Genomic DNA, 24622 nt, shown 5'->3' on the forward strand with positions numbered 1-24622 from the left:
CTCGTCTCCGGCATCCTTGGAGCCAGTCGCAAGGCCGCCGACAGCGGCCGTGTTGCGTGTCAGGGCGACCGAGGGCAGTGTCATGTTCAGTCCCGTCACAGGTCAGAATTCCAAACGCGCCGCGGTGCGCAAAGCGCTCGATCGTCACAAGGTCTACATCACCGAGCAGCGTTTTTCGGAGGGCACCTACCAAGCCCGGGTTCTGGTCGATGGCGAGGCCTATTGGGTCGACGAATTCCGGCTGAGCCAGTTGCAGCAAGGGCTGTCGCCGGCGGAGCTCGAGTTGATGCCGGCCGCTGACGATTGAGAGCGTGACTGGCTTGTTCCTGGCCGCCGTGCTTCGATCTTTGCGATGACGACTCCACCAAAGCTCAAAGCCTATCGCGCCAAACGCGAATTCGCCAAGACGCCGGAACCGGTTGGCGGGCTCGTCAGCAGCGACGGCAACCGCTTCGTCGTGCACAAGCACCACGCCACCGCAGACCATTATGATCTGCGACTGCAGGTCGGCGATGTCTTGAAGAGCTGGGCGGTGCCGCGCGGGCCTTCGCTCAATCCGGCCGACAAAAGGCTGGCGGTCGAGACCGAGGATCATCCGCTCGAATATATCGACTTCGAGGGTGTCATTCCCGAAGGCGAGTATGGCGGCGGGCCGATGATCGTCTGGGACACCGGCAGCTGGGCGCCGATGGACGATGTCGAAAAGAGCTTGCGCACCGGCGCCTTCAAGTTCCGGCTGGCCGGCGACAAGCTCAATGGCGGCTGGATGCTGACCCGGCTGAAACCGAAACCCGGCGAGGACGAAAACAAGAAGAACTGGCTGCTGTTCAAAGAGCGCGACCTCGCGGCCGACACTGCGCTTGACATCCTCACGGCCCGGCCGGAGAGCGTCAAATCCGGATTGCGCATCGAGGAGCTGGCGGCGCCGGCAAAGCCCGCCGCCAAACCCGCGCCCAGACAGGGATCGCTGAAGCCCGGCACGCTGCCGGGCGCCTTCAAGGCCCCCATGCTTGCCCGTATCGAGCCGCAGCTGGCGACGCAGGTGCCAAAACCGCCCGATGGCGAAGACACCAAACAAGTCTGGCTGCACGAGATCAAATTCGACGGCTACCGCACCATGGCGCATCTCACTGAGGGCGCGGTCAAGCTGATCACCCGTGGCGGCATCGACTGGACGAAGCGTTATGGCGACCTGCCGCATGCGTTCGCCAAACTGCCGTGCCGCGACGCCATCATCGACGGCGAGATCGTGGTGCTCGACGCCCAGGGCATCAGCCGTTTCGCGCTGCTGCAGGATGCGCTGGCCGAGGGCGCCGGCAGCAAGCTCCATTTCTACGCCTTCGATCTTCTCCATCTCGACGGCTGGGACCTGACCAAGGCGCCGCTGGTCCGGCGCAAGGCGCTGCTCGCGCAGATGCTGTCGGGCCTCGGCGCCAATTCCGCCATCCAGTTCTCCGACCATGTCGAGGGCTCGGGGCAGGGGCTCTACGACCAGGCGTCGGAACTGGGGCTGGAGGGTGTCGTCTCCAAGCGCGCCACGGCCATCTATCAGAGCGGCCGAAGCAAAAGCTGGACCAAGACCAAGGCGCTGCTGTCGGACGACTTCGTCATCGCCGGCTTCACCGTCTCCGATGCGGCCGAAGGGCTGGCGGCGCTCGGAATGGCAGAGTTCGAGGGCGGTGAATTGCATTATCGCGGCAAGGTCGGCACCGGTTTCGATGCCGCCACAGCCGGTGAATTGCTCGCCAGGCTGGAGCCGCTGCGGGAAGGCGCCAGCGCGCCCGAGGGCGTTCCGCGCGAGATCATGCGCGAGATGAACTGGGTGCGGCCGCTGCTGTCGGCGCGCATCCACTACGCCAACCGCACAGCGGACAACGCACTGCGCCACGGCGTCTTCCGCGGTTTGAGGGATGTCGGCCTGTCGACGCCGGTATCCTCGACACGCAAGCGGCTGATCGCCGAGGCTGACCTTGCCACCATCTGGGTGACCAACCCGACGCGCCGGCTGTTCGGCAAGACCGGCCCGACCAAGCTCGACATCGCCGTCTATTACGCGCTGGTCGGCGATTTCATGCTGCCGCACATTCTCGGCCGGCCGGTGTCGCTGGTGCGCTGCCCGACCGGCCTGCCGAAGGATTGCTTCTTCCAGCGCCACGCCTTCACCGGCATGCCGCCCTCGGTGGTGACATTCGAGGCGACAAATTCCGAGGGCGAAACCAAATCCTATCTCTCGGTCGAAGGCGCGAAAGGGTATCTGGCGCTGGCGCAGTTCGGCGTCGTCGAGTTCCACACCTGGGGCACCCACCGCGCCAGCCTCGACAGACCCGACCAGATCGTCCTCGACCTCGATCCGGGAGAAGGGATCGCCTGGCGCGAGGTGGTCGAGGCCGCCGTGCACATCAAGGACGAATTGGGGCGCCTGGGGCTGGTGCCGTTCGCCAAGACCTCCGGCGGCAGCGGCATCCACATCACGGTACCTGTGACAGGCAAGCAGAACTGGAAGAAACTGCACCAGGCAACCAGCGCGATCGCCACGCATCTGGCGACAACGGCGCCTGATACTTTCACCACCACCATGGGCAAGGACAACCGCAAGAAGCGCATCTTCATCGACTACCACCGCAATGCGCGCGGCCACACCTCCGCAGCACCTTACTCCTTGCGCGCCCGCACCAATCTGCCGGCCTCGACGCCGGTCAGCTGGAGCGACCTCGAATCCATCGATGCGCCGCAGGATTTGAATTATTCGTCGCTGCCAGGCCTGCTGGCGACGTCGGGCGATCCGTGGGCCGAGATCGACGAGTTCGCGCGGGATTTGCCGACCCTGCGCTCGTCATCCTAGGGTCTGCGCCGCGTCGCTTCGCTCCTTGCTTAGCCCGAAGACGACGAAGAGTATGATCGACGCTTCGTACAATTTGAATTATCCTTCGCCTGCGACCCTTAGGCGTCCTAAAAGATTTCGTCAGGGATTTGCCTGTATCGTGTGGGGTCGGTGTAGGATTTGCGCGGCGCCAATCGTCCTTCGGACGAAAGCGCTGCAGAGAGTATGATCCCGAAAAGTGGGAACCGGTTTTCGGAGAAGATCATGCTCAAGCTAAAATGTCAGTGCATGACCGCGTAGGAGTGTTTCATGGCGCCCAGGGCAAGTTGGAAAGGTTATCTCAAACTCAGCCTCGTGAGCTGTCCGGTGCGGTTGTATCCCGCCACCAGCGCCAGCGAGCGCATCTCGTTCAACCAGTTGCACAAGAAGACCCATAACCGCATCAACATGAAGCCGGTCGACCCCGAACTAGGGCTCGTCGAGCGTGCTGATCTGGTCAAGGGTTACGAATACGAGGACAAGCAGTACATCATCATCGATGATGCAGACCTCGACGCGGTGCGCATCGAATCCAACCATACGATGAACATCGAGGCTTTCGTCGACGAGGACGAGGTCGACGTCATCTACCAGGACGCGCCCTACTACATGGCGCCCGACGGCGCGATGGCGGAAGAGACCTTCGCCGTGCTGCGCGAAGCGATGCGCAAATCCGGCAAGCTCGCCATCGCCCGCCTTGTGCTGTCGAGCCGCGAGCGCGTGGTGACGATCGGCGCGCGCGAGAACGGCATGTTCGTGTGCACCTTGAGGAACCCGAACGAAGTGCGCGGGACGGCTGAATATTTTGGCAATATTCCAGCTGGCAAGCCCGACCCCGAAATGCTGCAGCTCGCCGAAGCGCTGATCAAGCAGAAGGAAACCACCTTCGATCCGAAGAATTATGAGGACCGCTACGAGGCGGCACTCATGATGATGATCCGCGAGAAGCTGAAAGGCCACAAGCCGATCATTGCGGCGGCACCGGAGCGCGGCAATGTCATCAACCTGATGGATGCGCTGAAGGCGAGCCTGTCGCAATCGAAGCCGCCGGCCAAGTCGAAGAGCAAGGCCGACGAGGTTGCCAAGCCAGCTGCAAAGAAAGCGGCAGCGGGTGGTGCTGCTGAAAATCCGCTGAAGGCCAATCTGCTGAAGGCGGTCGGCAAGAGCAAGAAATGACGGCACCGGCCGGCGCTGTTTTCGGCACCATCGGCGCGCTGGCGGCGTTTCCGCTCAGACTGGCCGCGCGTGAAGTCGAACGCCAGCACGGCCAGCTGCGGCGCGGCGTCACCAGGCGCACCACGCATGTCGTGTGCGGCCGCACGCTGCTCGCTAAGGCCGGGCTCTCCAGGAACGGCGATGCCGAGATCGAGCGCCGTGTCGCCGCCGAGCGCGGGGCCGGGCACAAGCTCCTCAGCGAGAACGGGTTCCTGCGCCTGCTTGGGCTGATGAAGGCACCGGAGGCGTCTTCGCTGTCGCGGCAATCGCTGATCGAGCAATCGCGGCTATCCGGCGCCGAGCTCGATTTGTTGTCACTGTTCGATGCGTTCGAGCATGACGCAGAACCCTATTCCTTCCGCGACCTGATCCTGGCGCGCAAATATGCAGGGCTCGTCGCCGGCGGCGCGACATGGGGGGCGATCGCGCGCTCCGTCCACCGCTCCGGCCCGGTGGCGTCGCTGACCGCCAAGTCGCTCAATGTCGGCTCGCAGCATGGGCGCGCCGATGCGATCTATCTCGAAGGCGGCCAGAGCGAACTCGACGGACAGCTTCTGTTCGATTTGGGCAGCGCCGGTTCGGCAGGCGACGACACACTGGAAGAGTTGTTTGCCGAGGCCGAAGCGGCGGAGGAGGGTGGCGACCATGATGGGGCAGCCGCACTCTACCAGCGCTGTCTCGCCATCGATCCGAGCGATGCGATCGCCGCCTTCAACCGCGCCAACTGCCTGCGCGCGGGCGGCCACGCGGCGGACGCCGCGCATGCCTATATCAGCGCGATAAAACTCGATCCGGCCTTCGTCGAGGCCTGGTTCAACCTCGCTGGGCTGATGAGCGAGCAGGGCCGCGAGGCCTCGGCGCGAAGGCACCTGCAGAAAGCGATCGCGCTCGACAAAAACTATGCCGATCCGGTGTTCAACCTCGCCCGGCTCGAATTCGACGCCGGCGATCTGCCGGAGGCGCGGCGGCTGTGGGTGCGCTATCTCGAACTCGATGCGGAGTCCGAGTGGTCGCGGGTGGCGGCCAAGGGCGTGCAGTTCGTGGATCTGCAGTTGGCGCGTACGGCGGGGTGAGGGATGCTGGCGCTTGAACACCCCCCTCTGGCCTGCCGGCCATCTCCCCCGCAAGGGGGGAGATCGGCAGCTTGGGCGTCCCGTTCCTGCTTGCAAAGTGGGAGATTGGCGAAAGCGGTTGAGCGCGCAATCTCCCCGCTTGCGGGGGAGATGTCCGGCAGGACAGAGGGGAGTGTGACGGAACTCGACCTCTCCAGCGAGACCGCTCCATGACCACCTTTCTCTTCGACGGTCCCGACAGTGCCCCGGTCACCATCCTGCTCGCCCATGGCGCCGGCGCGGCGATGGATTCTCCCTCGATGACCGCCACCGCCAAGGCGCTGGCCGAAGCCGGCTTCCAGGTCGCCCGCTTCGAGTTCCACTATATGGCTGCCCGCCGCTATGGCCACCGCAAGCCGCCGCCGCGGGCCGAGACGGTCAACCCGGAATATATCAAGGCGATAGCCGACCTCAGGGCGAAGGGCGTGACCGGCCCGCTCGTCATCGGCGGCAAGTCGATGGGCGGGCGCGTCGCCTCGATGGTCGCCGACGAGATGTTTGCCAAGGGCGAGATTTCAGGCCTGCTGTGCCTCGGCTATCCCTTCCATCCGCCGGCCAAGCCCGATCAATTGCGGACCAAACACCTCGCCGATCTGAAGACGCCGACGCTGATCTTCCAGGGCACCCGCGACGAGTTCGGCACCAGGGACGAGGTTGCGACTTATGACCTTTCCGATCGCATCGAGGTGATCTGGCTGGAGGACGGCGACCACGATCTCAAGCCTCGCAAGAGTGTTTCGGGGTTTTCGACCGCCGATCATCTGAAGACGCTGGCCGAGACGGTCAAGGCGTGGTCGGGTCGGATCGCTTCCTGAAGCGATGAAGATCGCCTCCTTCAACATCAACAACATCAACAGCCGGCTTGAAAACCTGCTGACATGGCTGGCTGTGGCAAAGCCCGATGTCGTGTGCCTGCAGGAGTTGAAGGCACGCGACATGCAGTTTCCGCGCTCGGCATTGGCGGCGGCCGGCTATGGCGCGGTGTGGAAGGGCGAGCCGACCTGGAACGGCGTTGCCATCCTGGCGCGGAGTGCCGAGCCCGTGTTGACCCGCGATGCCTTGCCCGGCGACGAAGCCGACAGGCAGAGCCGCTACATCGAGGCGGCGGTGAATGGCATTGTCGTCGCTTGCCTCTATGCGCCGAACGGCAATCCCCAGCCCGGCCCGAAATTCGCCTACAAGCTCGCCTGGCACGCGCGGCTGGAGGCGCATGCCGAACAGTTGCTCGACACCGGCCTGCCGGTGGTGCTGGCCGGCGACTACAACATCGTGCCCGAGCCGCGCGATATCTACGCCACCCGCTCCTATGACGACAACGCGCTGGTGCAGCCGGAAAGCCGGGCGTCGTTCCGGCGCCTGCTCGACCAGGGTTGGCTTGATGCCCTGCGCAAGAAGCATCCGAAGGAAACGCTTTACACATTCTGGGACTATCGCCGCAACCGCTGGCCGCGCGATGCGGGCCTCCGGCTCGATCACATCCTGCTGTCGAAGAAACTGGCACGCCGCCTGACCGCCGCCGGCATCGACCGCGACGTGCGCGGCGAGGACGGTGCCAGCGACCATGCGCCGGTGTGGGTGGAATTGAAGTAAGGCGACTGCTTTCATGCGTCGCGCTTGAACGGATCCATGCAACGCGCTTTAAGTCTTTTGTCTTGATGCATGTCGCTGTCCCAAACCGGGGTTCGCTTTTGGCCGACATGCAATAACCTGTCGGCAAAGTATTCCAACGCAGCCGGATCGCCCATGAACGCAATCCTCCACGAGATCTGTGAAACGAGGCTCCATGCCTGACTTGGGCGCTGTCGAGATACTGTTCGCCGCCCTTGTGGTGCTTGCGGCTGCTGTCGTGTCCTGGCGGCTGTGGCGGAAGCGCAGCCGCCGCAAGGGACGGCGGCTGACCAATCCGGCTGCCGACTATGCCGTCCGCACCGACTGGAGCGGCCGCGGGGGCATGCTCAATTACTCGTCCTTCGTCTATTTCGATGTCGATCGCGACGGCAAATACGGCGCCGGAGACCGGCCGATGGCCGGGATCATGGTGCGGCTGTATGATAAAGCCGGCAAGCTCGCCGCGTCCGCGCGCACCAACAATGCCGGCTTTGCCAATTTCCCCATGTCGGTGAAAAGCAGAAAGGCCGTGATCCGCAAGCCGGGCAACTGGTGCTTTGTGGTTTCGGTGCCGCCCGGCTGGCAGGCGAAAAGCGAAAACGACATTCAGTCCCGACACTTCCTGCCGCTGCCGGGTTCGCCGGCCGGGATGGTATCACAGGAGATGCTGCTGCCGGTCGGTCTGGCGCCGCCGCGCCACGTCAGCGGGCGCGTTGCCGGCGATGGACCCGCGACCCTCTCCGTGTCGGGGGACGGGCACGTCCTGGAGACGCGGACACTGGCGCCGGGTGCCGTCTTCAGCTTCGACCTGGCTGAAGAAGCCGACACGGTCAGCATCAGTGGCGAAGGCTTGGAGCGGCGGCTGACGCTGTCGCCCTACTCGGCGGATCTCGGCCTGCTGTCCGCGCAACGCGCCGGCATTGCCACCGATGCCGCTCTCGAAACGATCGGTTTCGATGATGTGACGTCGCGCACCTTCAGGAAAATTCCGGCCGGTCATGCCGGATTGGCGTGGCGCAACCTGAATGCGATGGCGCGCGACTACACCAAGGACAGCCAGGGCTATGTCAATGGCAACGTCTCCGGTGACCATGTGCTCTACACCAGCAGCGGGCTGCCTGCCGAATTCAGCTGCGAACGGCCGTTCGGCTTTCACTCGGTCATGCTGAGCGCCGCCTGGCTGGCGTCGGAAGGGGAGGTGGCGCTGATCGAAAGCTGGCTTGGCGAGCAGCTGATTGCAAGCGATCAGATCACGCTGTCGGCGCTGACGCCGTTGCACTATGCCCCGATGCTCAAAGCTGTAACGCGTGTTCGCCTGTCGACGAAGCACTATTGGCAAATGGTCGTGGACGATTTGGTCCTGACACGCTGAGATTTGGGCATGCCAAAGCGGAGCGAATTTCGCCCCGCTTCAATCAGGTTACGTTTACGATCAGCCCGGCACGATGATAATCGAGGCGCCGTTCGACGCTGTGACCGCCGACAGACGGCCCTTTTTCAAGAACGACGGCTTCACATAAATCTTTTTCATATCAGACTCTCCTAAAATCCCAGCCTGATGATGCCATACTGCGGCCATCTGTCAACCATGCGAGCTGAAAGCAACAAACAATAAACCCAACAATGCGCGACAAGGGGCCAGGGTCCCTATTCTTTGCTTCGGGCCATCCCAAAACCAATTGCACCTGGAGTTTGCTCTCCAGCGCCGGCGCGATCCGCCAGAGATGCGCCGGATTAAAGCGTGACGCTGCTCGGGGCGTTTGCCGTGACGGCGGAAAGCTTGCCCTTCTTGACGAAGGTCGGCTTCGCGTAAGTCTTCTTCATGGTGTTCTCTCCTGAACTCTCGGCGAGCATGGCAGATGCGCGACATGTGTCAACCAAGCCGGGCGCCGACGGCGGCCCTCCTGGCGCTATCGGCTGGCGGCCAGCGCCTGGCCTCCGGCTCGCTCGACGGCACGGCCCGGCTATGGGGCATGGACACCGGCCACCAGATCGCGCTGTTCGACAGCAAGACCGGCCCGATCTATGCGGGCGTCCGCCGCGGTGCTGACCGGCGGCAATCACCGCACCACCCGCGACTGGCCGCCCAACGGCGGTGACGGCGTCGTGCTGTTTGCCGGCGCGTCGGAATGAGCAAATCTTGATCACCTTGTCCGCCGTGCTATGTAAAGCCCATGCCAGCATCCAGCCTCCCAGACAACGCGCCGCTCATCGTCATCGATCTCCAGACCGGTATGTTCGACGGCGTGCACGAACCGCCGATCCATGATGCGCCAGGCATAGTCGAGCGCACCAAAGCGGTGATCGACTGGGCGCGGGGCGGCGGGCGCAAGGTCGCATTTGTCAGGCATGATGGACCCGAAGGCGATCCGTTGGCACCGGATCAGCCGGGCTGGCCGGTTTGGCCCGCACTTGGCCAAGCTGCGGACGAGCCGACCTTTGCCAAATCCGTGCGCGATGCTTTCAGCAATCCCGCCTTCGGCGACTGGGTTGCCGGGCAGGGTGCGGGTGCTGTCGTGCTCCTGGGCGCGCAGACCGATTTTTGCGTGGCCGCGACGGTCAAGGGCGCGATCGCCAGAGGGCTCGGCGCGGCCGTGGTGTCCGATGCGCACAGAACGCTGGACAATGCCAGCGAGAGTGCCGAGCAGGTCATCATCAGGCACAATGGCGAATTCGCCGAGGCCGGCGTCAATCTGGTGACCACAAAGGCGCTTGTCGGCGGCTGAAGCCCGAACGTCGCCGCAGGCCGCATTATCAGGCAGGCCGGCTTGAGGAGTTCGCGAGGGAAGACAGCGCCGGGCGCCTGCCGTGGTCGACGCGGACGGGGGGGGCGCATTGTTGGGATGGCTCGGGCGCCCGCGTCAACCAGGGCGGCTCGTACCGCCGCATTAGCAACATTGCACATTGCGTGCCGCTCGAAACTTCCGCGAAAGCGGAATAGGCCGGAGCAAAAGGGCGGATTCGGCCGAGACTTTCGGCGCGCTTTCCCGGTCCGGGAGTCAAAAAGCCTGCTGGTTATTGGGAATGTCGTTCAAGGCGTTTGCCGGTGCTGCACCGGATCGGCGAGGAACGACACCGCAATCAGGTCGTCGCCATCGATCCGGCCGTGACGATCTTCCATGATGGCCGCGACCTTTTGAAAGGTTTTCATTTCGGCATCCGTCACCCGCGCATCGCGCATTCGGGCTTGGAGATCGGCCAGGCGAACGCCCAAAGCAGGGGATGTCACAGCTTTGCTTATCATCTTCACTCGTCCTGATTGGAAACTGACATGGGCAACCCGCCGCCATGGCTGGCGGCGGGTTTGGGACAATTCCAAGTTCAGTCGTAGACCTTGACGATCTTGCGGGTGCCCGGATCCACCAGGACGGTGCGGTTGTCGACCACCACGTAGCGGTATTTGACGTCGGGGATCTCATGAAGCTCGACCGTGTCCGGCAACGCGCTACCAACATTCAGTTCCACGCCGGGAATCTTGACCGAAGCGAGGGGCTGCTTCTTCACATACTCGCGGATGACCGTGTCCTGTTCAGGCTGGATGACAACGTCCTGAGCGGCAACGGCGCCCACTCCGGCCAACAGCAACAGCGCCGCTGCGGCGCCCGTTAGGTGCATTTTCATACTGTTTCTCCTTGCGAGTCAGCATGACAAGATCGTCCAACGCTGACGGCAACTGAACTTGAGCCAACTGAAAATGTTCCTCAGATTGGGCTTCGGTCGGATGCTGTCTACGACTTAAGTCTGGCCCGAGAGCGCATTGGTCTTGCCGACGGGAACGGCTCTCTGTTCACGGCTGTTTGTCTCCCGGAATTCGGAGAAACAGATGGACAAAAGTGTTGGCCAAGCGCGCTGGTTGCTCGCACCGATTTTCGCGACAGCCGTTACCTTTCTGGTGATGGGAATAGTCTTTGGCTGACATGTCGTCGATCGGCGCAGCAACGTCCCTTCCTGCGCTGAGAGGGTTCGCAAGCCGCTTCGGCGCCTGGCGAACCCTCTATCTTCACCATACGCCGGCCTGCTCGTCGCTATCGTCCAGCAGTTGCTCGTCCAGTTTGCCGCTCGGCTATCGGGCCGTGTGTATCGATCGAGCCGGCGGCGAAGACAAGACACGTTGATCCGTAGGCTGCTCGCTGAAGTAAAGCGAACTGCCGAGAATGAGGAACACGATGCCCACCGCCGTCAATCCAACCATGAGCACGGCAATCGCCGTTCCTGGGCCATAGCCTGTCTTGATGATGGTGGATCGGTGGGCCATCGCAGCGTTCTCCAGACACCCGGCGGTGCCGAGTTCTGCGACAAACGACAAGCGAGGCGCGATGTTCCCTCGTTGGAAGCCTCAATCGGTCACTTTGAGCTTTTGCTTTTTCCTGTAGGACCAAGGTCTTATCTGCCGAGCGCAAAGGTCCAAGGGGCCTTGTTCAGTTCCGATAATGTCCCTTGGATGTTCCGTTACTTTAGGTAAACCTGATATATTGACTGGGCGGAAAACTTAGCTGGCCAAGCAAAATCGCCCGCGAACCGGGCATGGAAAATGTGGCTTTGGCAAGTTCAACAACAGGCAGTCATGTCTCGGGCGACGAATAGCTCACGTCTCGTCGAATCCGCCCTCTCGGGTCTGATCGTGCGTGATTGCGGCTTCTTCCTCATCATCGGGGAGGGCGTCGTCGCTGTCCTGGTACGCGTTATCGTCGTCCTCGTCCGGCAGATCGCCGTTTTTTTCGACGCCGTAACGCATGTCGCCGTTTTCCGGCGCGGACTCTGGCAGGATCTCGCCGCCCTTGATTGCATCCCAATCCTGCTGCTCGAGGGTCGGCCCATCCGCCCTCGGTGCGTCATCTTCGATGTCGGCGCTTGGTTTGTTGCGAGGTGCCATGCTGGCCTCCAATCGTTGAAGAACTGGAGGCGAAACTCGGCGTGCCGGCGTTTGTTCCGGACCCGAAGTGCAAAGACCGGGCGTGCTTCTGGATTGTCGACGGCCGGCGTGTCAGCCCAGCCCCGCCAGCACCGCGGCCGCGGCCCGCACAGTTGCCAAGTTGCCGCGCAAATGGAGAACGCATTGCGGCGACTGACCCTTTACTTGCGAAGTTGCTAAAATAATGAAATGTTGTCCGCGGGAAATGAAATGAGGCAGGGACTGGTTGGAACCGGCGCGGTTTCGACGGTTTTGGAAACCATGTATTTTGGACAGTTTCTGGTAGGAATGTCAGCCACGGCCGTCATCGTCGCGGTCTGGACCTATATGACCACCGGCTCCTTCTGGGAGGCATTTGCCTGGACGATAGCGACGCTGCTTGTCCTGCAGGTCGGCTACTTCGTGCTCGTCGTGAGGCTGATCTTCAGGCGCGCACATGACATCGTGCCGAGCCAGGATCCGGTAGACGCCTTTCCGCCATTGCATCGCGACGGTGTCCAGCTTTGAGACCGGGTGACCGGGACCGATCAGGAATGGCGTTTCCATACCAGGCCGTCCACTCGAGCGCGTGCGCCCGGGCAAACTCGGGGAACGTCGCCACCAGCGCGATCACGACCGGCGGCAAGGTGTTTGGTCGCTGAGACGGCGCCTTCTGAGCATATCCCTGCTGGAGATTTCGGCCCAGCGTTATCATGGGAACAGGACGCATGCGCGACCGCTCCGCATTGTGTTCAGGCCGACAGGTTGGGAACAAGTGCTGATGCTTCGCGTTCTCTGGCAGTGTCGATGAGGTTGCCGCCTCCATCGGTATTGTTATGGCTCGCTCTGCTCCCGGCGGGGCGAGCCCTTTTCGTGCCGAAGCCTTTCAAATCGTCCAGATGAAGAGGCGGATGCGCGGCCGATTTGGCGCACTGGTGCTCAGATTGAATTTTGTCCCTCTAAATATCCGTATATATCTGTGCAAGTTTTCAAACTCTTGAACGCTGTCTGCCGAACGTTTGATCAGCAACCAATCAATATCCAGTCTGCAATCGTAATATCTCCAATTCTGAAGTTACGATGGAACCGCATGGCAGCGGTGGAGTTTTTATGGAGGGCGGAATTCAGTTATCACTAGGAGATGGCCATGAGACTTTATCTTACGAGCGCGGCGACCGCCGTCGTCCTGATGGGCGGGATTGGTGCGGCGCTGGCGGAAAACGTCGTCGTCGTCCAGCCGGAGCAGGAGACAGTCGTTCGCGAATACATCAAGAGAGAACCGCTTGCCTCGGTGAACCTTCTGGGCGTCGAGCTCAAGCTCGGCTCGTCGGTGCCGGATACGGTCGAACTGCGTGAGGTGCCCGACGTCAAATACCGCGTCGCGGTGATCAACGACCAGACGGTCCTCGTCGATCCGGAGACCCGCCAGATTGTTGAAGTGCTGCACTAGGGATCCCGCAGTACTGGACCTTGGGAAAAACCCGCCCCGAACGTCGCGTCGGGGCGGGTTTCCTTTGCCGCGACCCGCGATGGCCTATTCGGCGGCCAGTCTATCCTGCGTCTTGGTTTCGAAATCGCTGGCGTCGTGGCGTTCATGCAGTTGCATGGCAGGCTCACCGAAGGCGCGGTTGACCATGCGGCCGCGCTTGACTGCCGGGCGGGCGTCGATGGCCTTCGCCCAACGCTGCACATGCTTGTACTCGTGCACCGACAGGAACTCGCCGGAATCATTGTACATGCGGCCGAGTGCCAGCCCGCCATACCAGGGCCACACCGCCATGTCGGCGATGGAATAGTCCTTGCCGCCGAGATATTCAGTCTCGGCCAACCGGCGGTCGAGCACGTCCATCTGACGCTTCACCTCCATCGAGAAGCGATCGATGGCATATTCGAACTTTTCCGGCGCATAGGCGTAGAAGTGGCCGAAGCCGCCGCCCAGATACGGGGCCGAGCCCATCTGCCAGAACAGCCAGGACAGCACCTCGGCGCGGGCCGGCTGTTCGGTCGGAAGGAATTCGCCGAACTTTTCGGCGAGATAGACCAGGATCGAGCCGGATTCGAAGATGCGCACCGGTGTGGTGCCACTGTGGTCCATCAGGGCCGGAATCTTGGAGTTTGGATTGACCTCGACGAAGCCGCTGCCGAACTGGTCGCCATCGTTGATCCGGATCAGCCAGGCATCGTATTCGGCACCCTTGTGGCCGCGCGCCAGAAGCTCTTCCAGCATGACGGTGACCTTGACGCCGTTCGGCGTCGCCAGCGAATAGAGCTGCAACGGATGCTTGCCGACAGGCAGTTCCTTGTCATGCGTCGGCCCGGCGATCGGCCGGTTGATGCTGGCAAAGGCTCCGCCGCTCGGCTTGTTCCAGGTCCATACTTTCGGCGGTGTGTAGTCGGTCATTTCGTGGCCTCGTGTCGGGGAAGGATGGCAGGTCGCCATTAACTAGGGCTGCGGATGTGTAAGTTCAACTTGCGTTGAACTATTATCGATGCCCGCAGTGCCAACATCGGCAATTGGGCTTCCTTACCCTTGCGCCTTCTCCTGCGTGGCATACCTATAGAAGATGTCGCCAAAGCCCACCCAGGACAAAAGCATGACCATCAATCCCAATCCGCGCTCGGTCGTTGCCGTGCGGGCCACTGTTCCCGAAGATGCCTTTACGGCCGGGGCGCTCGGCACGCTCAGGGAAGGCAGCGGCGTCGTCATTCGCAATGACGGGCTGGTGCTGACCATCGGCTATCTCATCACCGAAGCGGAAGAGGTCTGGCTGACCAGCCATGACGGCCGCGTCATCCCCGCGCACGCGCTGGCCTACGACCAGGAATCGGGCTTCGGCCTGGTGCAGGCGCTGGCGCCGCTCGGCCTGCCGGCGGTGGCGCTGGGCGATGCCGGCAAGGCCAGGATCGGCGACGCCGTGGTGCTGGCCGACGGCATCGGCCAGTCGGTGCAGGCCAGGATCGTCACCAAGCAGGAATTCGCTGGCTATTGGGAGTATCTGCTCGACGAGGCGATCTTCATTGCGCCGGCGCACCCGTCCTGGGGCGGTGCCGGGCTGTTCGGCGCCGATGGCTCGCTGCTCGGCATCGGTTCGCTGCGCCTGCAGATGAGCCGCAATGGCGAGGTCGCCGATATCAACATGGTGGTGCCGATCGATCTGTTGCCGCCCATACTCGACGATCTCCTGACGCGCGGCCAGGTGGCCAAGCCGCCGCGTCCATGGCTCGGCGCCCTGTCGGCCGAAAGCGATGGCAGAGTGGTGGTGATGAGCGTGACCGAAGGCGGTCCGGCGGCCAAGGCTGGCCTGCGCCAGGGCGACATCATCTCGGACATCCGCGACGGCGCGGTCGATGGACTCGCCGATTTCTATCGCAAGCTGTGGGAGAGCGGCTCGGCCGGTGCCGAGATTCCGATGCGGGTGCTGCGCGACGGCCGCGAAACCTGGCTGCGCGTCAAGTCCGCCGACCGCGGCAGTTTTCTGAAGAAGCCGCAGCTGCAATAGCGCGTCAGCCACGCGATGCATCCAAGACTGCTCAAAACCTTCCTTGCGGTGGCGCGGAGCCGCAACATCACGCGCGCCGCAGAAGTGGTCCACCTCGCGCAATCGAGCGTCAGCGACCAGATCCTGGCGCTTGAGGCCGAGCTTGGTGCTGCCCTGTTCACGCGCTCGAAAATGGGCCTCGAGCTGACGCCGGCAGGCCTAGCGCTGCAGCCGATCGCCGAGGATTTGTTGCGGCTCGACGGCGAGGCGCGCGCGGCCGTGCAGGCAGCGGCAGGTTCGACAAGCGGGCACCTGAACATCGGCGCGCTGGAGACGATCGCGTCGGCCAGGCTGGCGCCTTGGCTGCCCGGGTTCCAGGCCGGCCATCCCGACATCACCGTGCGGATGAAGGTGGCGGGCAGCGGCGCGCTGCTGCGCCAATTGGAGGATGGCGACATCGATGTCGCGTTCTGCTTCGACCGCCGTGATTTCGCGAAGGGCGCGTCGGATAAACACTTCGCCAGGCGCACGATAGCAGCCGAACCGCTGGTGCTGGTCGCGGCTCCGGGGCAGGGCAGCGTGCCAGGCGACCTTGCCGCGCTTGGCGGACTGCAGTTCGTGGCAACGGAGCCCGGATGTATCTACCGACACATGTTCGACACGGCCTTTGCCGAGGCGGGCGCTGCCGCACCCAGACTTGCCAACGAGGTCGGCAGCATCGGCGCCATTGCGCGGCTGGTGGCGGCCGGCGCGGGGCTCGCCCTCGTTCCACGCCTGGCCGTCACGGATGCGCTGGCACGCGGCGACATTGTCGAAATGCGATGGCCCGGCCAGATGCGGACAGCGCCGCTGGTGATGATCTGGCGCCGCCGGCGCGTCCAGCTGCCGGCGCTTAAGCAATTGCTCACTGCCGCGCGCGACACGCTGCTGCCGGCCCTGCAGCCCGCCAAGGCTGGTTCAGGACTTGAATCGTCGAACCGCTCCAAGGCCTTGTTTGCAAACAACTCCTGACGGAAGCAGCGGCGGTTCAGATCAGGCGGTGGCCGCCCTCGACATGCAGCGTCGTTCCCGTGGTAAAGCCATTGCCGATCAGGAAGGCGATGGCGTCGGCGATATCATCGGGTTGGCCAATCCGCCCGACCGGCAGCCGCTTGGCCATCGCGGCTAACGTCTCGTCCTTCCTGTCGCCGGCCACTTGCGCCCAGATCGTGGTGTCGACCCAGCCGGGTGACACGGCATTGACGCGGATCGGCGCCAACTCGACCGCCAGCGCCCGCACGAGGCCTTCGAGCGCTGCGTTGACAGCAGCAACGACGGAGCCGCGTGCGGCTGGGCGATAGGCGGCGATACCGGAGACGAAGGTCATGGAGCCGGATACTGCCAGCCGCGGCGCACCGTGCTTGGCGAGCAGCAGCGGGCCATACAGCTTGCTCTCCACCACCTTTTGCGCCGCCATCAGGTCAAGCTCCGGCAGCCGCCGGTAGGCGCCTTCGATGTCGGCTGCGGTGCAGACGATGTGGTCGAGTCCGCCAATCGCTGCGAACAGCGCCGAGACCTGGTCTTCGCGCGCGATGTCGACGACGGCCGTCTCCAGCCCGGCGGGATTGCCGAGCGCCTCGCGCGCCTGCCGCAGCCGGTCTTGGCCGCGCCCGGCGATGACAACCGCCGCACCGGCCTCCACGCAGTGCCGGGCCAGCGCCAGACCCATGCCGGAGCCGCCGCCGACGATCAGGATTTTCTGTTTCGAAATGCTCATTTCGCTCTGCCTTTGCTTGGATGGACAAGGGCAGGAATTGGCAGTTCGGCGCGACAGAAGGAAACGGAAGAAACCGATAGTGCCATCGGAAAGGCCGATGGAGCAGGGCGGACGAGCGCCGTCTCTGGCTCAGCGCACCAGCGGACTTTCCCAGACGACAAACAGCAGAGCTTTCAGCTGGGCAAAGCGCTCCTGCCCAAGTTCGGTGCGCCATTCCTCCTCGATGTCGTGCAGGATATCGACCATTTTCCAGAACGCGGCATGACCGCGTTCGGTGGACCGCACCACGCGCGCACCGCCATCGCCGGGAATGTCGGAGCGGACGAGGTAGCCGTACCCTTCGAGACTGCTGAGCAGCTGGTTGATGGCCTGTTTGCTCATGCCGGCACGCTCGGCGATGGTCCCGGGCCGCGCGCCGTCCGGTCCGGGAAACTGCAACACCGCCATATGCGGCAGGCGCAATTCGTCGAAACCGGCGGCGTTGAGCTCCCTGATCAGCCGCCGCTGGATCGCTTGTGCCGGCACGCGCAGCAGGGCGCCGATCAGCAGGTTCTCGGTCTTGGTCTGTAGAACTTCCGTTGAGGTGGGCATTGACGATCCGGTAAATTGAGTTTACTGATAGCGAGTAAATGTAATTTACCGGAGGGCTTTGCGCAATGTCGGTCATGAATCTTCAGGTCAATCCAGCCAATGAGACCATCGGCGACAAGGGGCTGTCGATTCGCTTCCTGGTGACGGGCGACAGTTCGAACGGCAGCATCGCCGCCTTTGAGTTGAGGGTTGCCAGCGGACTGCGCCTGCTGGCGCCGGCGCACAGCCATGATCACTACGAAGAGACGATCTACGGCATTGAAGGGGTGCTGACCTGGACCGTCGACGGCAAGCCGATCGAGGTTGGACCGGGAGAAGCGCTGTGCATCCCGCGTGGCGCAGTCCATCGCTTCGACAACAATGGCAGCGCGGATGCGAAAGCGCTGTGCGTCGTCACACCGGCGGCGATCGGTCCGGACTATTTCCGCGAGATATTCGCCATGTTCCACGCCGCCGCCGGCGGTCCGCCGGACAAGACTGGGATGATGGATATCATGCGCCGCCACGGGCTGACGCCGGCAGCGCCGCCGCCAAGCTGAAGTCGGTCGAAGAGGCGCCGGTCACGCGCCGCAAGCGCTGAAGGTGGTGCCGGGGTTCCAGTCCTTGAAGGCGATGGTCTGGCCTTCGACCGAGACGGTCCTGTGCTTGGTGCTGCCGTCCGGCTGCTTTTCGCTGCTGGTGCCTTTGCCGGTCAGCACATTGTACGCGCAGGCGCTTTCGGCATTCTCCTTCAAATAGTCATAGTGGTCATAGGCGAAGCCGGCGACGATGAAGGCATCATTGCGCCAGGCGATGGTCAGCGTCATGTCGGTCCGTTCGCTGCCGATCTCCATCGCTGGCAGGTAGAATTTGATCGAGCCGTTGGGCAGCATCGTCAGTTCCGGCTCGGTGTCGGAGTTCTCGTAGCCCGCCCGCTCGTAGCCGTTCCATTCCCCTTGGATCTGCTCGTGCACGATCTCGACGGGTTTGAGGTAATTGTGCTCCTTGTCCCTGAGGAAGAAGTGGACGTCCATCGGATGGCCGGGTTCGGTCTCCACCACCATGGCAAGATCGACGGCGCCGTCGCCATTGAAATCGCCAGTCACAGCCGTGATGATCTTCCGGGTTTCGATCGGCTCGGCGAGGGTGGCCGTGGGGAGAAACAACACAAAGGCGAGCAACAGAGATTTCATGGCGTATTCCCCCGGGAGCGAGACGGCGTGCCCGAGCACGAGCATGGCAGGTATTCCGGGACTTTCTACAGTGGGGTGGGAAGAAAAATGTTCGGGCCGACGGGCGCGAAGGAACGCCGTCCGCGCCTGCCAAGTCTGCTGCCGGAAACTGACAGCAATTCATGCCACGATGCTGGCCAATGACGATGGGCATGATGCCGGAGGCAGGACGACAGTGAGAGCGATGACGCGAGCGGCAACAGCATCGAACGGGCAGGCCGACTGATGGCGCCGATCAAGGTCGATCCCGCCAAGGTCCACGAATTCGCGGATCCTGCCGGCTTCTACGCCTGGCTGAGCAAGCACCACGCCACGGAAGCCGAAGTCTGGATCAAGATGCACAAGGTGGGGTCCGGATTGAAATCGATCACCCCCAAGCAAGCCATCGACGTGGTGCTGTGCTTCGGCTGGATCGATGCGGTGCGCAAAGGGTTGGACGACAAGAGCTTCCTGCAGCGCTACACGCCGCGCGGCAGGAAGAGCATCTGGAGCCTGATCAACATCGACAATGTGGCGCGGCTGGTCGAGGAGGGCCGCATGACCGAGCATGGGCTCAAACAGGTCGAAGCGGCGAAGGCGGACGGGCGCTGGGCGCGCGCCTATGGCAGCGGCAAGGAGATGAAAATTCCCGATGATTTGCAAGCGGCCATAGACGCCGAACCCACTGCGAAGGCGATGTTGGCAAAGCTCAGCGCGCAAAACCGCTTCGCGCTCGCCTTCCGCATTCACAACATGAAGACGGAGGCCGGGCGCAAGAGGAAGATCGAAGCGTTTGTGGCAATGCTGAAGCGCGGTGAGACGATCCATCCGCAAGGCAGGAAGTGAGGTTTGGCGCGAGTTCGTCTTCGGCGCCACAAGCCTGTCCTCAAGGGATCCCTCGTTGCGCGAAGCGCTTCAGGATTTGAATCGCGAAATTGTTCCAACTGCTTGTTTTCGCGCAATTCGGGGTCGGCGTGGCGCGGCCGCTTCAGCAACGACATCGCTGGTGGACGGAGGAGGGCACGGCGGCTACCCTTCGAAAGCCGCGACGATCGAGCGGCGGACCGGTCGCTGGGAGTCGTTGCCGTTGAGAAGAGTTGCTTCGTGGACGATGGCGCTGGGTCTCATTGTCATCGTCGCGTGTGTGGGAGCCGGGGTCACGCTTGCCCAGACTTCGCCCGATCAGACTTCTCCCGACCTGGCTTCCCCCTCGGCCTCGCCGGCAAAAGAGATCTCGGTCGGGATAAAACAGGCGCCGCCTTTTGCGTTCAAGCTGCAGGACGGCAGCTGGTCGGGATTGAGCATCGACCTCTGGCAGAAAATGGCCGGGCGGCTCAACCTGCGCTTCCACTATGTCGAAGTGCCTGCCGTGCAGGACCAGATCGATGGCGTCGTCAGCGGCAGATTCGATGCGGCGATGGCCGCGATCACGGTCACGGCCGACCGCGAAAAGGCCGTCGACTTCACGCAGCCCTTCTTCACGACCGGGCTCGGCATCGCGACGCCGCTCAACAACCAGCCGTCATGGCGGCCGGTGCTGCATGCCCTGACGTCGTTCGGCTTCCTGCAGGCGGTTCTGGCGCTGGTCATCATATCGGTGGTGGTCGGCGTCCTCATCTGGATGTTCGAACGCCGGCACAATGACGATTTCGGCGGCGGCGTCGCCAAGGGACTGTTTTCCAGCATGTGGTGGTCGACCATCGCCGCGACGCAGGCCAGCACCGGTGATTTCGGCCCGCGAACCGTGCCGGGGCGCGTGCTGGCCGCGCTCTGGATGATGGGATCGATCATCGCGATCGCGGTGTTCACCGCAGGTGTCACATCGGTGCTGACGGTGACGCAGATGGAAGGCATGGTGCAGGGCGAAAGCGATCTCGCCGCGGTCAGGGTCGGCGCGGTGCAGAGCTCGTCGACGGCGTCCTATCTGGATTCGACCCAGATCCGTCATCAGGACTTTGCCTCGATCCAGCAAGGCCTCAACGCGCTTCGCGCCGGCAAGATCGACGCGCTGGTGCACGACAAGCCGCTGCTTGGCTGGCTGGTCGGGCAGAATTACGCGACAAGCCTGCAGGTTCTCGATGCGACGTTCGACCAGCAGCAATATGCCATTGCGCTGCCGCTCGGCAGCCCGTTGCGCAAGTCTCTCGATGTCGCCCTCCTGCAGACCATCGAAAGCGATTGGTGGAAGCAGGCCGTCTTCCAGTATCTGGGCGAGAAGTAGCCGGCAGCAATTTCAGCGGTGCTATGCGCTGGAAGAACCGCCGTCGCTATCCGAGAGTGGCGGCCTGTCTTTCAGGGATGGATGGTTGCTGTCACTGGTCCAGGTCGACCGGTGTCACGCCAAGAAGTTTCAGGGCATTGGCATAGGTCCGGATGCCTTGCGCCTGCTTGCGCTCGGCACAGAACCGGTTCGCCTTGTCCTGGAGTGCCGTTGCCTCGGCGATCTGGCTCGCGCTGGCACCGGGTTTGGCTTTGGTCTGGATGGCTCCGTCGAGTTGAAGACCGAGCCGGCTGCAATATTCGCTCCGGGTGACCGCCGCATCCGACTGTGCGACCGCAAGCACGGCGAGCGAAATGCCTGTCAGGGCACCCATCCATCCGGTCGAACGTCGTTGCATGTTTCGGGACCATTTCTTCGCGTTGTGCCGCAGGCCGCGTGACCGCCGCGAGGGTGGTTATGACAGGCGATGTTTTCGCGAGTTTTTCCCGGATGTTGAATCTTGTTTCTGGAGTGTGTCTGGCGGTGAAGCTGCCAATCTCCCCCACGAGGGGGAGATCGGCGGTGTGCGGCGCTTGCGCCTCTTCCTTTGCGGCTATCCTTCGCGTAAGGCGCCGGGCAAATCGTTTCACGCAAGCAAAATTCCCCGGACACCGCATGATCAGACTTGAAAGCATCAGCAAGCAGAACGGCCGTCAGCTTGTCTTCATCGAAGCGTCGGCGTCCCTGCAGAAGGGCGAGAAGGTCGGCCTCGTCGGGCCGAATGGCGCCGGCAAGACGACGCTGTTTCGCATGATCACCGGCCAGGAGCAGCCAGACGAAGGCCAGGTGCAGGTCGATCGCGGCGTCACCATCGGCTATTTCAGCCAGGATGTCGGCGACATGGAAGGCCACAGCGCTGTCGCCGAAGTGATGAACGGCGCCGGGCCGGTCAGCGAAGTCGCGGCCGAAATGGCGGCCCTCGAGGCGGCCATGGCCGATCCCGAGCAGGCCGACCAGATGGACGAGATCATCGAAAAATATGGCGAGGCGCAGCACCGCTTCGAGGAACTCGACGGTTATGCGCTGGATGGCCGCGCCCGCGAAGTGCTGGACGGTCTCGGCTTTTCGCAGGAGATGATGGACGGCGATGTCGGAAAGCTGTCCGGCGGCTGGAAGATGCGCGTGGCGCTGGCCCGCATCCTGTTGATGCGGCCCGACGCCATGCTGCTCGACGAGCCGTCGAACCATCTCGACCTGGAGAGCCTGATCTGGCTGGAATCCTTCCTGAAGAACTATGATGGCGCGCTGCTGATGACCTCGCACGACCGCGAGTTCATGAACCGCATCGTCAACAAGGTGGTCGAGATCGACGCCGGTTCGCTGACCGCCTATTCCGGAAACTACGAATTCTACCAGCAGCAGCGGGCGATCGCCGATAAGCAGCAGCAGGCTCAGTTCGAGCGCCAGCAGGCGATGCTGGCCAAGGAGATCGCCTTCATCGAGCGCTTCAAGGCGCGCGCCTCGCATGCCGCGCAGGTGCAGAGCCGGGTGAAGAAGCTGGACAAGATCGACCGCGTCGAGCCGCCGAAGCGCCGCCAGACCGTGTCCTTCGATTTCCTGCCGGCGCCGCGCTGCGGTGAGGATGTCGTCACGCTGAAGAACGTCCACAAGGGCTATGGCAGCCGCAGCATCTATGAGGGGCTCGATTTCCAGGTCCGCCGCCGCGAGCGCTGGTGCATCATGGGCGTCAACGGCGCCGGCAAATCGACGCTTCTGAAGCTGGTCGCCGGCGCTTCCGAGCCCGATACCGGCACGGTCGCGCGGGGCCCAAGTGTCAAGATGGGATATTTCGCCCAGCACGCCATGGAGGTGCTGGAAGGCGAGCGCACTGTGTTCCAGACACTGGAAGACGCGTTCCCCCAGGCCGGCCAGGCGCCGCTGCGGGCACTCGCAGGCTGCTTCGGCTTTTCCGGCGACGAGATCGAGAAGAAATGCCGTGTGCTGTCAGGCGGCGAGAAGGCGCGGCTGGTGATGGCGCTGATGCTGTTCGACCCGCCCAACCTTTTGGTGCTGGACGAGCCGACCAACCATCTCGACATCGCCACCAAGGAGATGCTGATCACGGCACTTTCGCAGTATGAGGGCACCATGCTGTTCGTCTCGCACGACCGGCATTTTCTGGCGGCGCTTTCCAACCGCGTGCTGGAACTGACGCCCGAAGGCATCCACACCTATGGCGGCGGCTATACGGAATATGTCGAGCGGACGGGGCAGGAAGCGCCGGGCCTGAGGAGCTAACGGCTACCTCAGCGAGATGCTCATGCCGCTGAGGTCGGCGTTGACCTGCAGGCCGACCTGCCTGCCCGTCAATTCGAGCTGGGCGCCCTTGTCATTGGTCATGACGATCACCTGAGCCCCTTTGCCAAGCGCGCCGCCACCGCCCGCCGCACCGTAGACCCCGGTCACATCCCGCGCACGTTTGATGTGGCGCACGGTACCTCGGAAATAGGTCTTGGAGACGCCGAAGGCGAGACCGCCCGAGACGCCGCCGACCGAGATGGGATAGCGGCGGCCATGGAAGGTCAGCGTTCCTTCGCCTCCGGAGCCACCGACGAAGAAGGCCGCCTTGTAGACGGCGAAGCGGATCGTGCCGCTGTCGGCATGCGCGGCGCTGGCAAAGCCGATGCTCGCGGTGGCGACGGCGGCAACCGCTATGGAACGAAATCCGGATGAAATCTTCATGGTGAGAACTCCTCAATGTCGCCGCTTTGCCGGCCAGGATGTCTGGGTGGGATCAAAGCTACAACTGAACAGTCTCGCCCGCGGTTTGGTTCCAGGCCCCGTGATTTGGTTCCAGGCATCGTTCGAATCCGGCTGCGGGAAGGCCGGGGAGAGGGCGGAGGGTGGGGAGGGCACCTGACCGCAGCTATCGCCTTGTGGGATGAACAGGTCTATGCAGGCCTTCACAAGGCTTAGGAGAGGCTTCGGATGAGAATCGCAATCTGCCTCGCATTGGCTGCGGCAGTGGCTGGGTGCGCGACCTCCCCGGTCGACTATGAGGCGTCGCTTTCGCAGCAGGACCAGAAATGGGCCTCCCCGGCATGCCAGCAGGCCCGCAGGGCGGCTTCGGATTACGAGGCTCGCGAGAAAGAGCATCCGGGGTGGGGTTTCGGCGTCTTGCTTGGTCCATACTCGATGGGGCTCGTCGCAGCCATCAAGGAGCATGAGCAGAAGCAACGAAAGCTGTTCGCCCGCGAAGTGCACCTGCAATGCTCAAGCCTGCCGCTGCCGAAGGAACTGCAGGGCGACTTGAACCCTGCCGTACCGCCGACCAAGTATCCATAGACTGCCGCGCCTTCCGGGCGGAAGGCGCCGGGGTGGCCGCCGTCATTGGCGGCACCTCGATCTTCGGGGGCCGCGGTGTTTACACCGGCACCATCCTCGGCGCCCTGATTCTGGCCGTGCTGACGACGCTGCTGACGATCCTGCAGATGCCGGAAGGGGCAAGGCGGATCTTGTCGGGCTGATCGTGCTGTTCGTGACGGCGGTTTATTTGAGGATTGTGGAGGAGAGATAGGGGCGGGTTAAGGTGAATGGCTGCTTTTGGGCCGAATTCAGACAGGCAGCTTTTGGCGCAAGGATGCGAACTACTGCCGTTCAACCAATGATAAAGGCTCAGATCGAATTTTGGTGCTTCTTCAAAATTTGCACCTATTGAGG

The 24622-nt window shown here is 63.0% G+C and carries 29 protein-coding genes and 1 pseudogene; 18 read left to right on the top strand and 12 right to left on the bottom strand.

What is annotated here, in order from left to right:
• Positions 1 to 82 precede the first annotated feature (82 nt).
• The 6 genes from MESCI_RS14075 to MESCI_RS14100 all read left to right on the top strand — a co-directional run bounded on the left by MESCI_RS14075 (position 83) and on the right by MESCI_RS14100 (position 6777).
• Positions 83 to 307 (top strand): hypothetical protein, encoded by a 225-nt coding sequence (locus MESCI_RS14075; RefSeq protein ID WP_013530613.1) that lies wholly within the window; start codon positions 83 to 85, stop codon positions 305 to 307.
• A gap of 45 nt (positions 308 to 352) precedes the next feature.
• The gene (ligD, locus tag MESCI_RS14080) at positions 353 to 2842 is read left to right on the top strand and encodes a DNA ligase D (protein WP_013530614.1); all 2490 of its coding nucleotides are present in this window, start codon (positions 353 to 355) and stop codon (positions 2840 to 2842) included.
• A gap of 288 nt (positions 2843 to 3130) precedes the next feature.
• A complete protein-coding gene (gene ku, locus MESCI_RS14085; RefSeq protein ID WP_013530615.1) occupies positions 3131 to 4036 on the top strand; it encodes a non-homologous end joining protein Ku in 906 nt (301 codons plus the stop codon).
• Positions 4033 to 5148, top strand: a complete 1116-nt coding sequence (locus MESCI_RS14090) for a tetratricopeptide repeat protein (protein ID WP_013530616.1) — start codon at positions 4033 to 4035, stop codon at positions 5146 to 5148. The genes ku and MESCI_RS14090 overlap by 4 nt, the downstream gene beginning before the upstream one ends.
• 209 nt (positions 5149 to 5357) lie before the next feature.
• Complete coding sequence (locus MESCI_RS14095; RefSeq protein WP_013530617.1) at positions 5358 to 6002, top strand: alpha/beta hydrolase family protein; 645 nt, start codon at positions 5358 to 5360, stop codon at positions 6000 to 6002.
• A gap of 4 nt (positions 6003 to 6006) precedes the next feature.
• Positions 6007 to 6777 carry an exodeoxyribonuclease III gene (locus MESCI_RS14100; RefSeq protein ID WP_013530618.1) on the top strand — a complete coding sequence of 257 codons (771 nt, stop codon included), beginning with the start codon at positions 6007 to 6009 and terminating at the stop codon, positions 6775 to 6777.
• 11 nt (positions 6778 to 6788) lie between these two features.
• Here MESCI_RS14100 and MESCI_RS14105 read toward each other — a convergent pair whose 3' ends face one another.
• Positions 6789 to 6932, bottom strand: coding sequence for a hypothetical protein (locus tag MESCI_RS14105; protein ID WP_013530619.1), 144 nt, complete (start codon positions 6930 to 6932; stop codon positions 6789 to 6791).
• A 38-nt stretch (positions 6933 to 6970) separates the two neighbouring features.
• Here MESCI_RS14105 and MESCI_RS14110 point away from each other — a divergent pair, with 38 nt between their 5' ends.
• Entirely contained in the window at positions 6971 to 8167 is a 1197-nt protein-coding gene (locus MESCI_RS14110; protein ID WP_013530620.1) for a hypothetical protein, read from the top strand.
• 60 nt (positions 8168 to 8227) lie between these two features.
• On the opposite strand, the gene MESCI_RS14115 is transcribed toward MESCI_RS14110, so the two are convergent.
• Together MESCI_RS14115 and MESCI_RS14120 are read right to left on the bottom strand one after the other, a co-directional pair.
• Positions 8228 to 8326, bottom strand: coding sequence for a hypothetical protein (locus MESCI_RS14115; RefSeq protein ID WP_013530621.1), 99 nt, complete (start codon positions 8324 to 8326; stop codon positions 8228 to 8230).
• A gap of 203 nt (positions 8327 to 8529) precedes the next feature.
• Positions 8530 to 8619, bottom strand: coding sequence for a hypothetical protein (locus tag MESCI_RS14120; protein ID WP_081714185.1), 90 nt, complete (start codon positions 8617 to 8619; stop codon positions 8530 to 8532).
• 350 nt (positions 8620 to 8969) lie between these two features.
• On the opposite strand from MESCI_RS14120, the gene MESCI_RS14130 reads away from it, so the two are divergent.
• The gene (locus tag MESCI_RS14130; RefSeq protein ID WP_013530623.1) at positions 8970 to 9521 is read left to right on the top strand and encodes an isochorismatase family protein; all 552 of its coding nucleotides are present in this window, start codon (positions 8970 to 8972) and stop codon (positions 9519 to 9521) included.
• A 305-nt stretch (positions 9522 to 9826) separates the two neighbouring features.
• Here the strand turns inward: MESCI_RS14130 and MESCI_RS14135 are convergent, their stop codons facing one another.
• From MESCI_RS14135 to MESCI_RS14145, 3 genes are all read right to left on the bottom strand, one after another.
• A complete protein-coding gene (locus MESCI_RS14135) occupies positions 9827 to 10114 on the bottom strand; it encodes a hypothetical protein (protein ID WP_338048523.1) in 288 nt (95 codons plus the stop codon).
• A gap of 2 nt (positions 10115 to 10116) precedes the next feature.
• Entirely contained in the window at positions 10117 to 10416 is a 300-nt protein-coding gene (locus MESCI_RS14140) for a DUF1236 domain-containing protein (RefSeq protein ID WP_013530625.1), read from the bottom strand.
• 964 nt (positions 10417 to 11380) lie between these two features.
• Entirely contained in the window at positions 11381 to 11668 is a 288-nt protein-coding gene (locus MESCI_RS14145) for a hypothetical protein (protein WP_013530627.1), read from the bottom strand.
• Between the two features lie 327 nt (positions 11669 to 11995).
• On the opposite strand from MESCI_RS14145, the gene MESCI_RS14150 reads away from it, so the two are divergent.
• Positions 11996 to 12214, top strand: a complete 219-nt coding sequence (locus MESCI_RS14150; RefSeq protein ID WP_224674556.1) for an exopolysaccharide production repressor protein — start codon at positions 11996 to 11998, stop codon at positions 12212 to 12214.
• Between the two features lie 619 nt (positions 12215 to 12833).
• On the top strand, positions 12834 to 13136 hold the full coding sequence (locus MESCI_RS14155; RefSeq protein ID WP_013530629.1) for a DUF1236 domain-containing protein: 303 nt from the start codon (positions 12834 to 12836) through the stop codon (positions 13134 to 13136).
• Positions 13137 to 13220: 84 nt separating this feature from the next.
• On the opposite strand, the gene yghU is transcribed toward MESCI_RS14155, so the two are convergent.
• Positions 13221 to 14087, bottom strand: a complete 867-nt coding sequence (gene yghU, locus MESCI_RS14160; protein ID WP_013530630.1) for a glutathione-dependent disulfide-bond oxidoreductase — start codon at positions 14085 to 14087, stop codon at positions 13221 to 13223.
• A 193-nt stretch (positions 14088 to 14280) separates the two neighbouring features.
• On the opposite strand from yghU, the gene MESCI_RS14165 reads away from it, so the two are divergent.
• Positions 14281 to 15186 carry a S1C family serine protease gene (locus MESCI_RS14165; RefSeq protein ID WP_013530631.1) on the top strand — a complete coding sequence of 302 codons (906 nt, stop codon included), beginning with the start codon at positions 14281 to 14283 and terminating at the stop codon, positions 15184 to 15186.
• A 15-nt stretch (positions 15187 to 15201) separates the two neighbouring features.
• Positions 15202 to 16176, top strand: a complete 975-nt coding sequence (locus tag MESCI_RS14170) for a LysR family transcriptional regulator (RefSeq protein WP_013530632.1) — start codon at positions 15202 to 15204, stop codon at positions 16174 to 16176.
• A gap of 16 nt (positions 16177 to 16192) precedes the next feature.
• On the opposite strand, the gene MESCI_RS14175 is transcribed toward MESCI_RS14170, so the two are convergent.
• A complete protein-coding gene (locus MESCI_RS14175; RefSeq protein WP_013530633.1) occupies positions 16193 to 16921 on the bottom strand; it encodes an SDR family oxidoreductase in 729 nt (242 codons plus the stop codon).
• 129 nt (positions 16922 to 17050) lie between these two features.
• On the bottom strand, positions 17051 to 17512 hold the full coding sequence (locus MESCI_RS14180) for a MarR family winged helix-turn-helix transcriptional regulator (protein WP_013530634.1): 462 nt from the start codon (positions 17510 to 17512) through the stop codon (positions 17051 to 17053).
• Between the two features lie 65 nt (positions 17513 to 17577).
• On the opposite strand from MESCI_RS14180, the gene MESCI_RS14185 reads away from it, so the two are divergent.
• Positions 17578 to 18051 (top strand): cupin domain-containing protein, encoded by a 474-nt coding sequence (locus MESCI_RS14185; RefSeq protein ID WP_013530635.1) that lies wholly within the window; start codon positions 17578 to 17580, stop codon positions 18049 to 18051.
• Positions 18052 to 18072: 21 nt separating this feature from the next.
• On the opposite strand, the gene MESCI_RS14190 is transcribed toward MESCI_RS14185, so the two are convergent.
• Complete coding sequence (locus MESCI_RS14190) at positions 18073 to 18684, bottom strand: hypothetical protein (RefSeq protein WP_164919900.1); 612 nt, start codon at positions 18682 to 18684, stop codon at positions 18073 to 18075.
• Positions 18685 to 18948: 264 nt separating this feature from the next.
• On the opposite strand from MESCI_RS14190, the gene MESCI_RS14195 reads away from it, so the two are divergent.
• On the top strand, positions 18949 to 19548 hold the full coding sequence (locus tag MESCI_RS14195; protein ID WP_013530637.1) for a YdeI/OmpD-associated family protein: 600 nt from the start codon (positions 18949 to 18951) through the stop codon (positions 19546 to 19548).
• A gap of 241 nt (positions 19549 to 19789) precedes the next feature.
• Positions 19790 to 20923: a transporter substrate-binding domain-containing protein gene (locus tag MESCI_RS14200; protein ID WP_224621835.1), complete on the top strand. Its 1134-nt coding sequence runs from the start codon at positions 19790 to 19792 to the stop codon at positions 20921 to 20923.
• A gap of 91 nt (positions 20924 to 21014) precedes the next feature.
• Here MESCI_RS14200 and MESCI_RS14205 read toward each other — a convergent pair whose 3' ends face one another.
• On the bottom strand, positions 21015 to 21296 hold the full coding sequence (locus tag MESCI_RS14205) for a hypothetical protein (protein ID WP_013530639.1): 282 nt from the start codon (positions 21294 to 21296) through the stop codon (positions 21015 to 21017).
• A 281-nt stretch (positions 21297 to 21577) separates the two neighbouring features.
• Between MESCI_RS14205 and MESCI_RS14210 the strand changes: the two genes are divergently transcribed.
• Positions 21578 to 23200: an ABC-F family ATP-binding cassette domain-containing protein gene (locus tag MESCI_RS14210; protein WP_013530640.1), complete on the top strand. Its 1623-nt coding sequence runs from the start codon at positions 21578 to 21580 to the stop codon at positions 23198 to 23200.
• A gap of 3 nt (positions 23201 to 23203) precedes the next feature.
• Here the strand turns inward: MESCI_RS14210 and MESCI_RS14215 are convergent, their stop codons facing one another.
• Positions 23204 to 23644, bottom strand: a complete 441-nt coding sequence (locus MESCI_RS14215; RefSeq protein WP_013530641.1) for a lipid-binding SYLF domain-containing protein — start codon at positions 23642 to 23644, stop codon at positions 23204 to 23206.
• A 246-nt stretch (positions 23645 to 23890) separates the two neighbouring features.
• On the opposite strand from MESCI_RS14215, the gene MESCI_RS14220 reads away from it, so the two are divergent.
• Both MESCI_RS14220 and MESCI_RS14225 read left to right on the top strand, forming a co-directional pair.
• The gene (locus tag MESCI_RS14220) at positions 23891 to 24247 is read left to right on the top strand and encodes a hypothetical protein (RefSeq protein WP_013530642.1); all 357 of its coding nucleotides are present in this window, start codon (positions 23891 to 23893) and stop codon (positions 24245 to 24247) included.
• 35 nt (positions 24248 to 24282) lie between these two features.
• Positions 24283 to 24479 (top strand): annotated as a pseudogene (locus MESCI_RS14225) (ABC transporter permease); the annotation flags it as partial.
• Positions 24480 to 24622 lie beyond the last annotated feature (143 nt).

It is taken from the genome of Mesorhizobium ciceri biovar biserrulae WSM1271, from assembly GCF_000185905.1.
GTDB lineage: Bacteria > Pseudomonadota > Alphaproteobacteria > Rhizobiales > Rhizobiaceae > Mesorhizobium > Mesorhizobium ciceri.

Excerpts from the sequence above, each read along its gene's own strand:
- MESCI_RS14115 (WP_013530621.1), bottom strand. The coding sequence starts at position 8,326 with ATGAAAAAGATTTATGTGAAGCCGTCGTTCTTGAAAAAGGGCCGTCTG.
- MESCI_RS14110 (WP_013530620.1), top strand. The coding sequence starts at position 6,971 with ATGCCTGACTTGGGCGCTGTCGAGATACTGTTCGCCGCCCTTGTGGTG.
- yghU (WP_013530630.1), bottom strand. The coding sequence starts at position 14,087 with ATGACCGACTACACACCGCCGAAAGTATGGACCTGGAACAAGCCGAGC.
- MESCI_RS14145 (WP_013530627.1), bottom strand. The coding sequence starts at position 11,668 with ATGGCACCTCGCAACAAACCAAGCGCCGACATCGAAGATGACGCACCG.
- MESCI_RS14205 (WP_013530639.1), bottom strand. The coding sequence starts at position 21,296 with ATGGGTGCCCTGACAGGCATTTCGCTCGCCGTGCTTGCGGTCGCACAG.
- MESCI_RS14220 (WP_013530642.1), top strand. The coding sequence starts at position 23,891 with ATGAGAATCGCAATCTGCCTCGCATTGGCTGCGGCAGTGGCTGGGTGC.
- MESCI_RS14175 (WP_013530633.1), bottom strand. The coding sequence starts at position 16,921 with ATGAGCATTTCGAAACAGAAAATCCTGATCGTCGGCGGCGGCTCCGGC.
- MESCI_RS14165 (WP_013530631.1), top strand. The coding sequence starts at position 14,281 with ATGACCATCAATCCCAATCCGCGCTCGGTCGTTGCCGTGCGGGCCACT.
- MESCI_RS14140 (WP_013530625.1), bottom strand. The coding sequence starts at position 10,416 with ATGAAAATGCACCTAACGGGCGCCGCAGCGGCGCTGTTGCTGTTGGCC.
- MESCI_RS14185 (WP_013530635.1), top strand. The coding sequence starts at position 17,578 with ATGTCGGTCATGAATCTTCAGGTCAATCCAGCCAATGAGACCATCGGC.
- MESCI_RS14210 (WP_013530640.1), top strand. The coding sequence starts at position 21,578 with ATGATCAGACTTGAAAGCATCAGCAAGCAGAACGGCCGTCAGCTTGTC.
- MESCI_RS14130 (WP_013530623.1), top strand. The coding sequence starts at position 8,970 with ATGCCAGCATCCAGCCTCCCAGACAACGCGCCGCTCATCGTCATCGAT.
- MESCI_RS14090 (WP_013530616.1), top strand. The coding sequence starts at position 4,033 with ATGACGGCACCGGCCGGCGCTGTTTTCGGCACCATCGGCGCGCTGGCG.
- MESCI_RS14120 (WP_081714185.1), bottom strand. The coding sequence starts at position 8,619 with ATGAAGAAGACTTACGCGAAGCCGACCTTCGTCAAGAAGGGCAAGCTT.
- MESCI_RS14095 (WP_013530617.1), top strand. The coding sequence starts at position 5,358 with ATGACCACCTTTCTCTTCGACGGTCCCGACAGTGCCCCGGTCACCATC.
- MESCI_RS14100 (WP_013530618.1), top strand. The coding sequence starts at position 6,007 with ATGAAGATCGCCTCCTTCAACATCAACAACATCAACAGCCGGCTTGAA.
- MESCI_RS14195 (WP_013530637.1), top strand. The coding sequence starts at position 18,949 with ATGGCGCCGATCAAGGTCGATCCCGCCAAGGTCCACGAATTCGCGGAT.
- ku (WP_013530615.1), top strand. The coding sequence starts at position 3,131 with ATGGCGCCCAGGGCAAGTTGGAAAGGTTATCTCAAACTCAGCCTCGTG.
- MESCI_RS14105 (WP_013530619.1), bottom strand. The coding sequence starts at position 6,932 with ATGGGCGATCCGGCTGCGTTGGAATACTTTGCCGACAGGTTATTGCAT.
- MESCI_RS14150 (WP_224674556.1), top strand. The coding sequence starts at position 11,996 with ATGTCAGCCACGGCCGTCATCGTCGCGGTCTGGACCTATATGACCACC.
- MESCI_RS14180 (WP_013530634.1), bottom strand. The coding sequence starts at position 17,512 with ATGCCCACCTCAACGGAAGTTCTACAGACCAAGACCGAGAACCTGCTG.
- MESCI_RS14215 (WP_013530641.1), bottom strand. The coding sequence starts at position 23,644 with ATGAAGATTTCATCCGGATTTCGTTCCATAGCGGTTGCCGCCGTCGCC.
- MESCI_RS14170 (WP_013530632.1), top strand. The coding sequence starts at position 15,202 with ATGCATCCAAGACTGCTCAAAACCTTCCTTGCGGTGGCGCGGAGCCGC.
- MESCI_RS14190 (WP_164919900.1), bottom strand. The coding sequence starts at position 18,684 with ATGAAATCTCTGTTGCTCGCCTTTGTGTTGTTTCTCCCCACGGCCACC.
- ligD (WP_013530614.1), top strand. The coding sequence starts at position 353 with ATGACGACTCCACCAAAGCTCAAAGCCTATCGCGCCAAACGCGAATTC.
- MESCI_RS14075 (WP_013530613.1), top strand. The coding sequence starts at position 83 with ATGTTCAGTCCCGTCACAGGTCAGAATTCCAAACGCGCCGCGGTGCGC.
- MESCI_RS14155 (WP_013530629.1), top strand. The coding sequence starts at position 12,834 with ATGAGACTTTATCTTACGAGCGCGGCGACCGCCGTCGTCCTGATGGGC.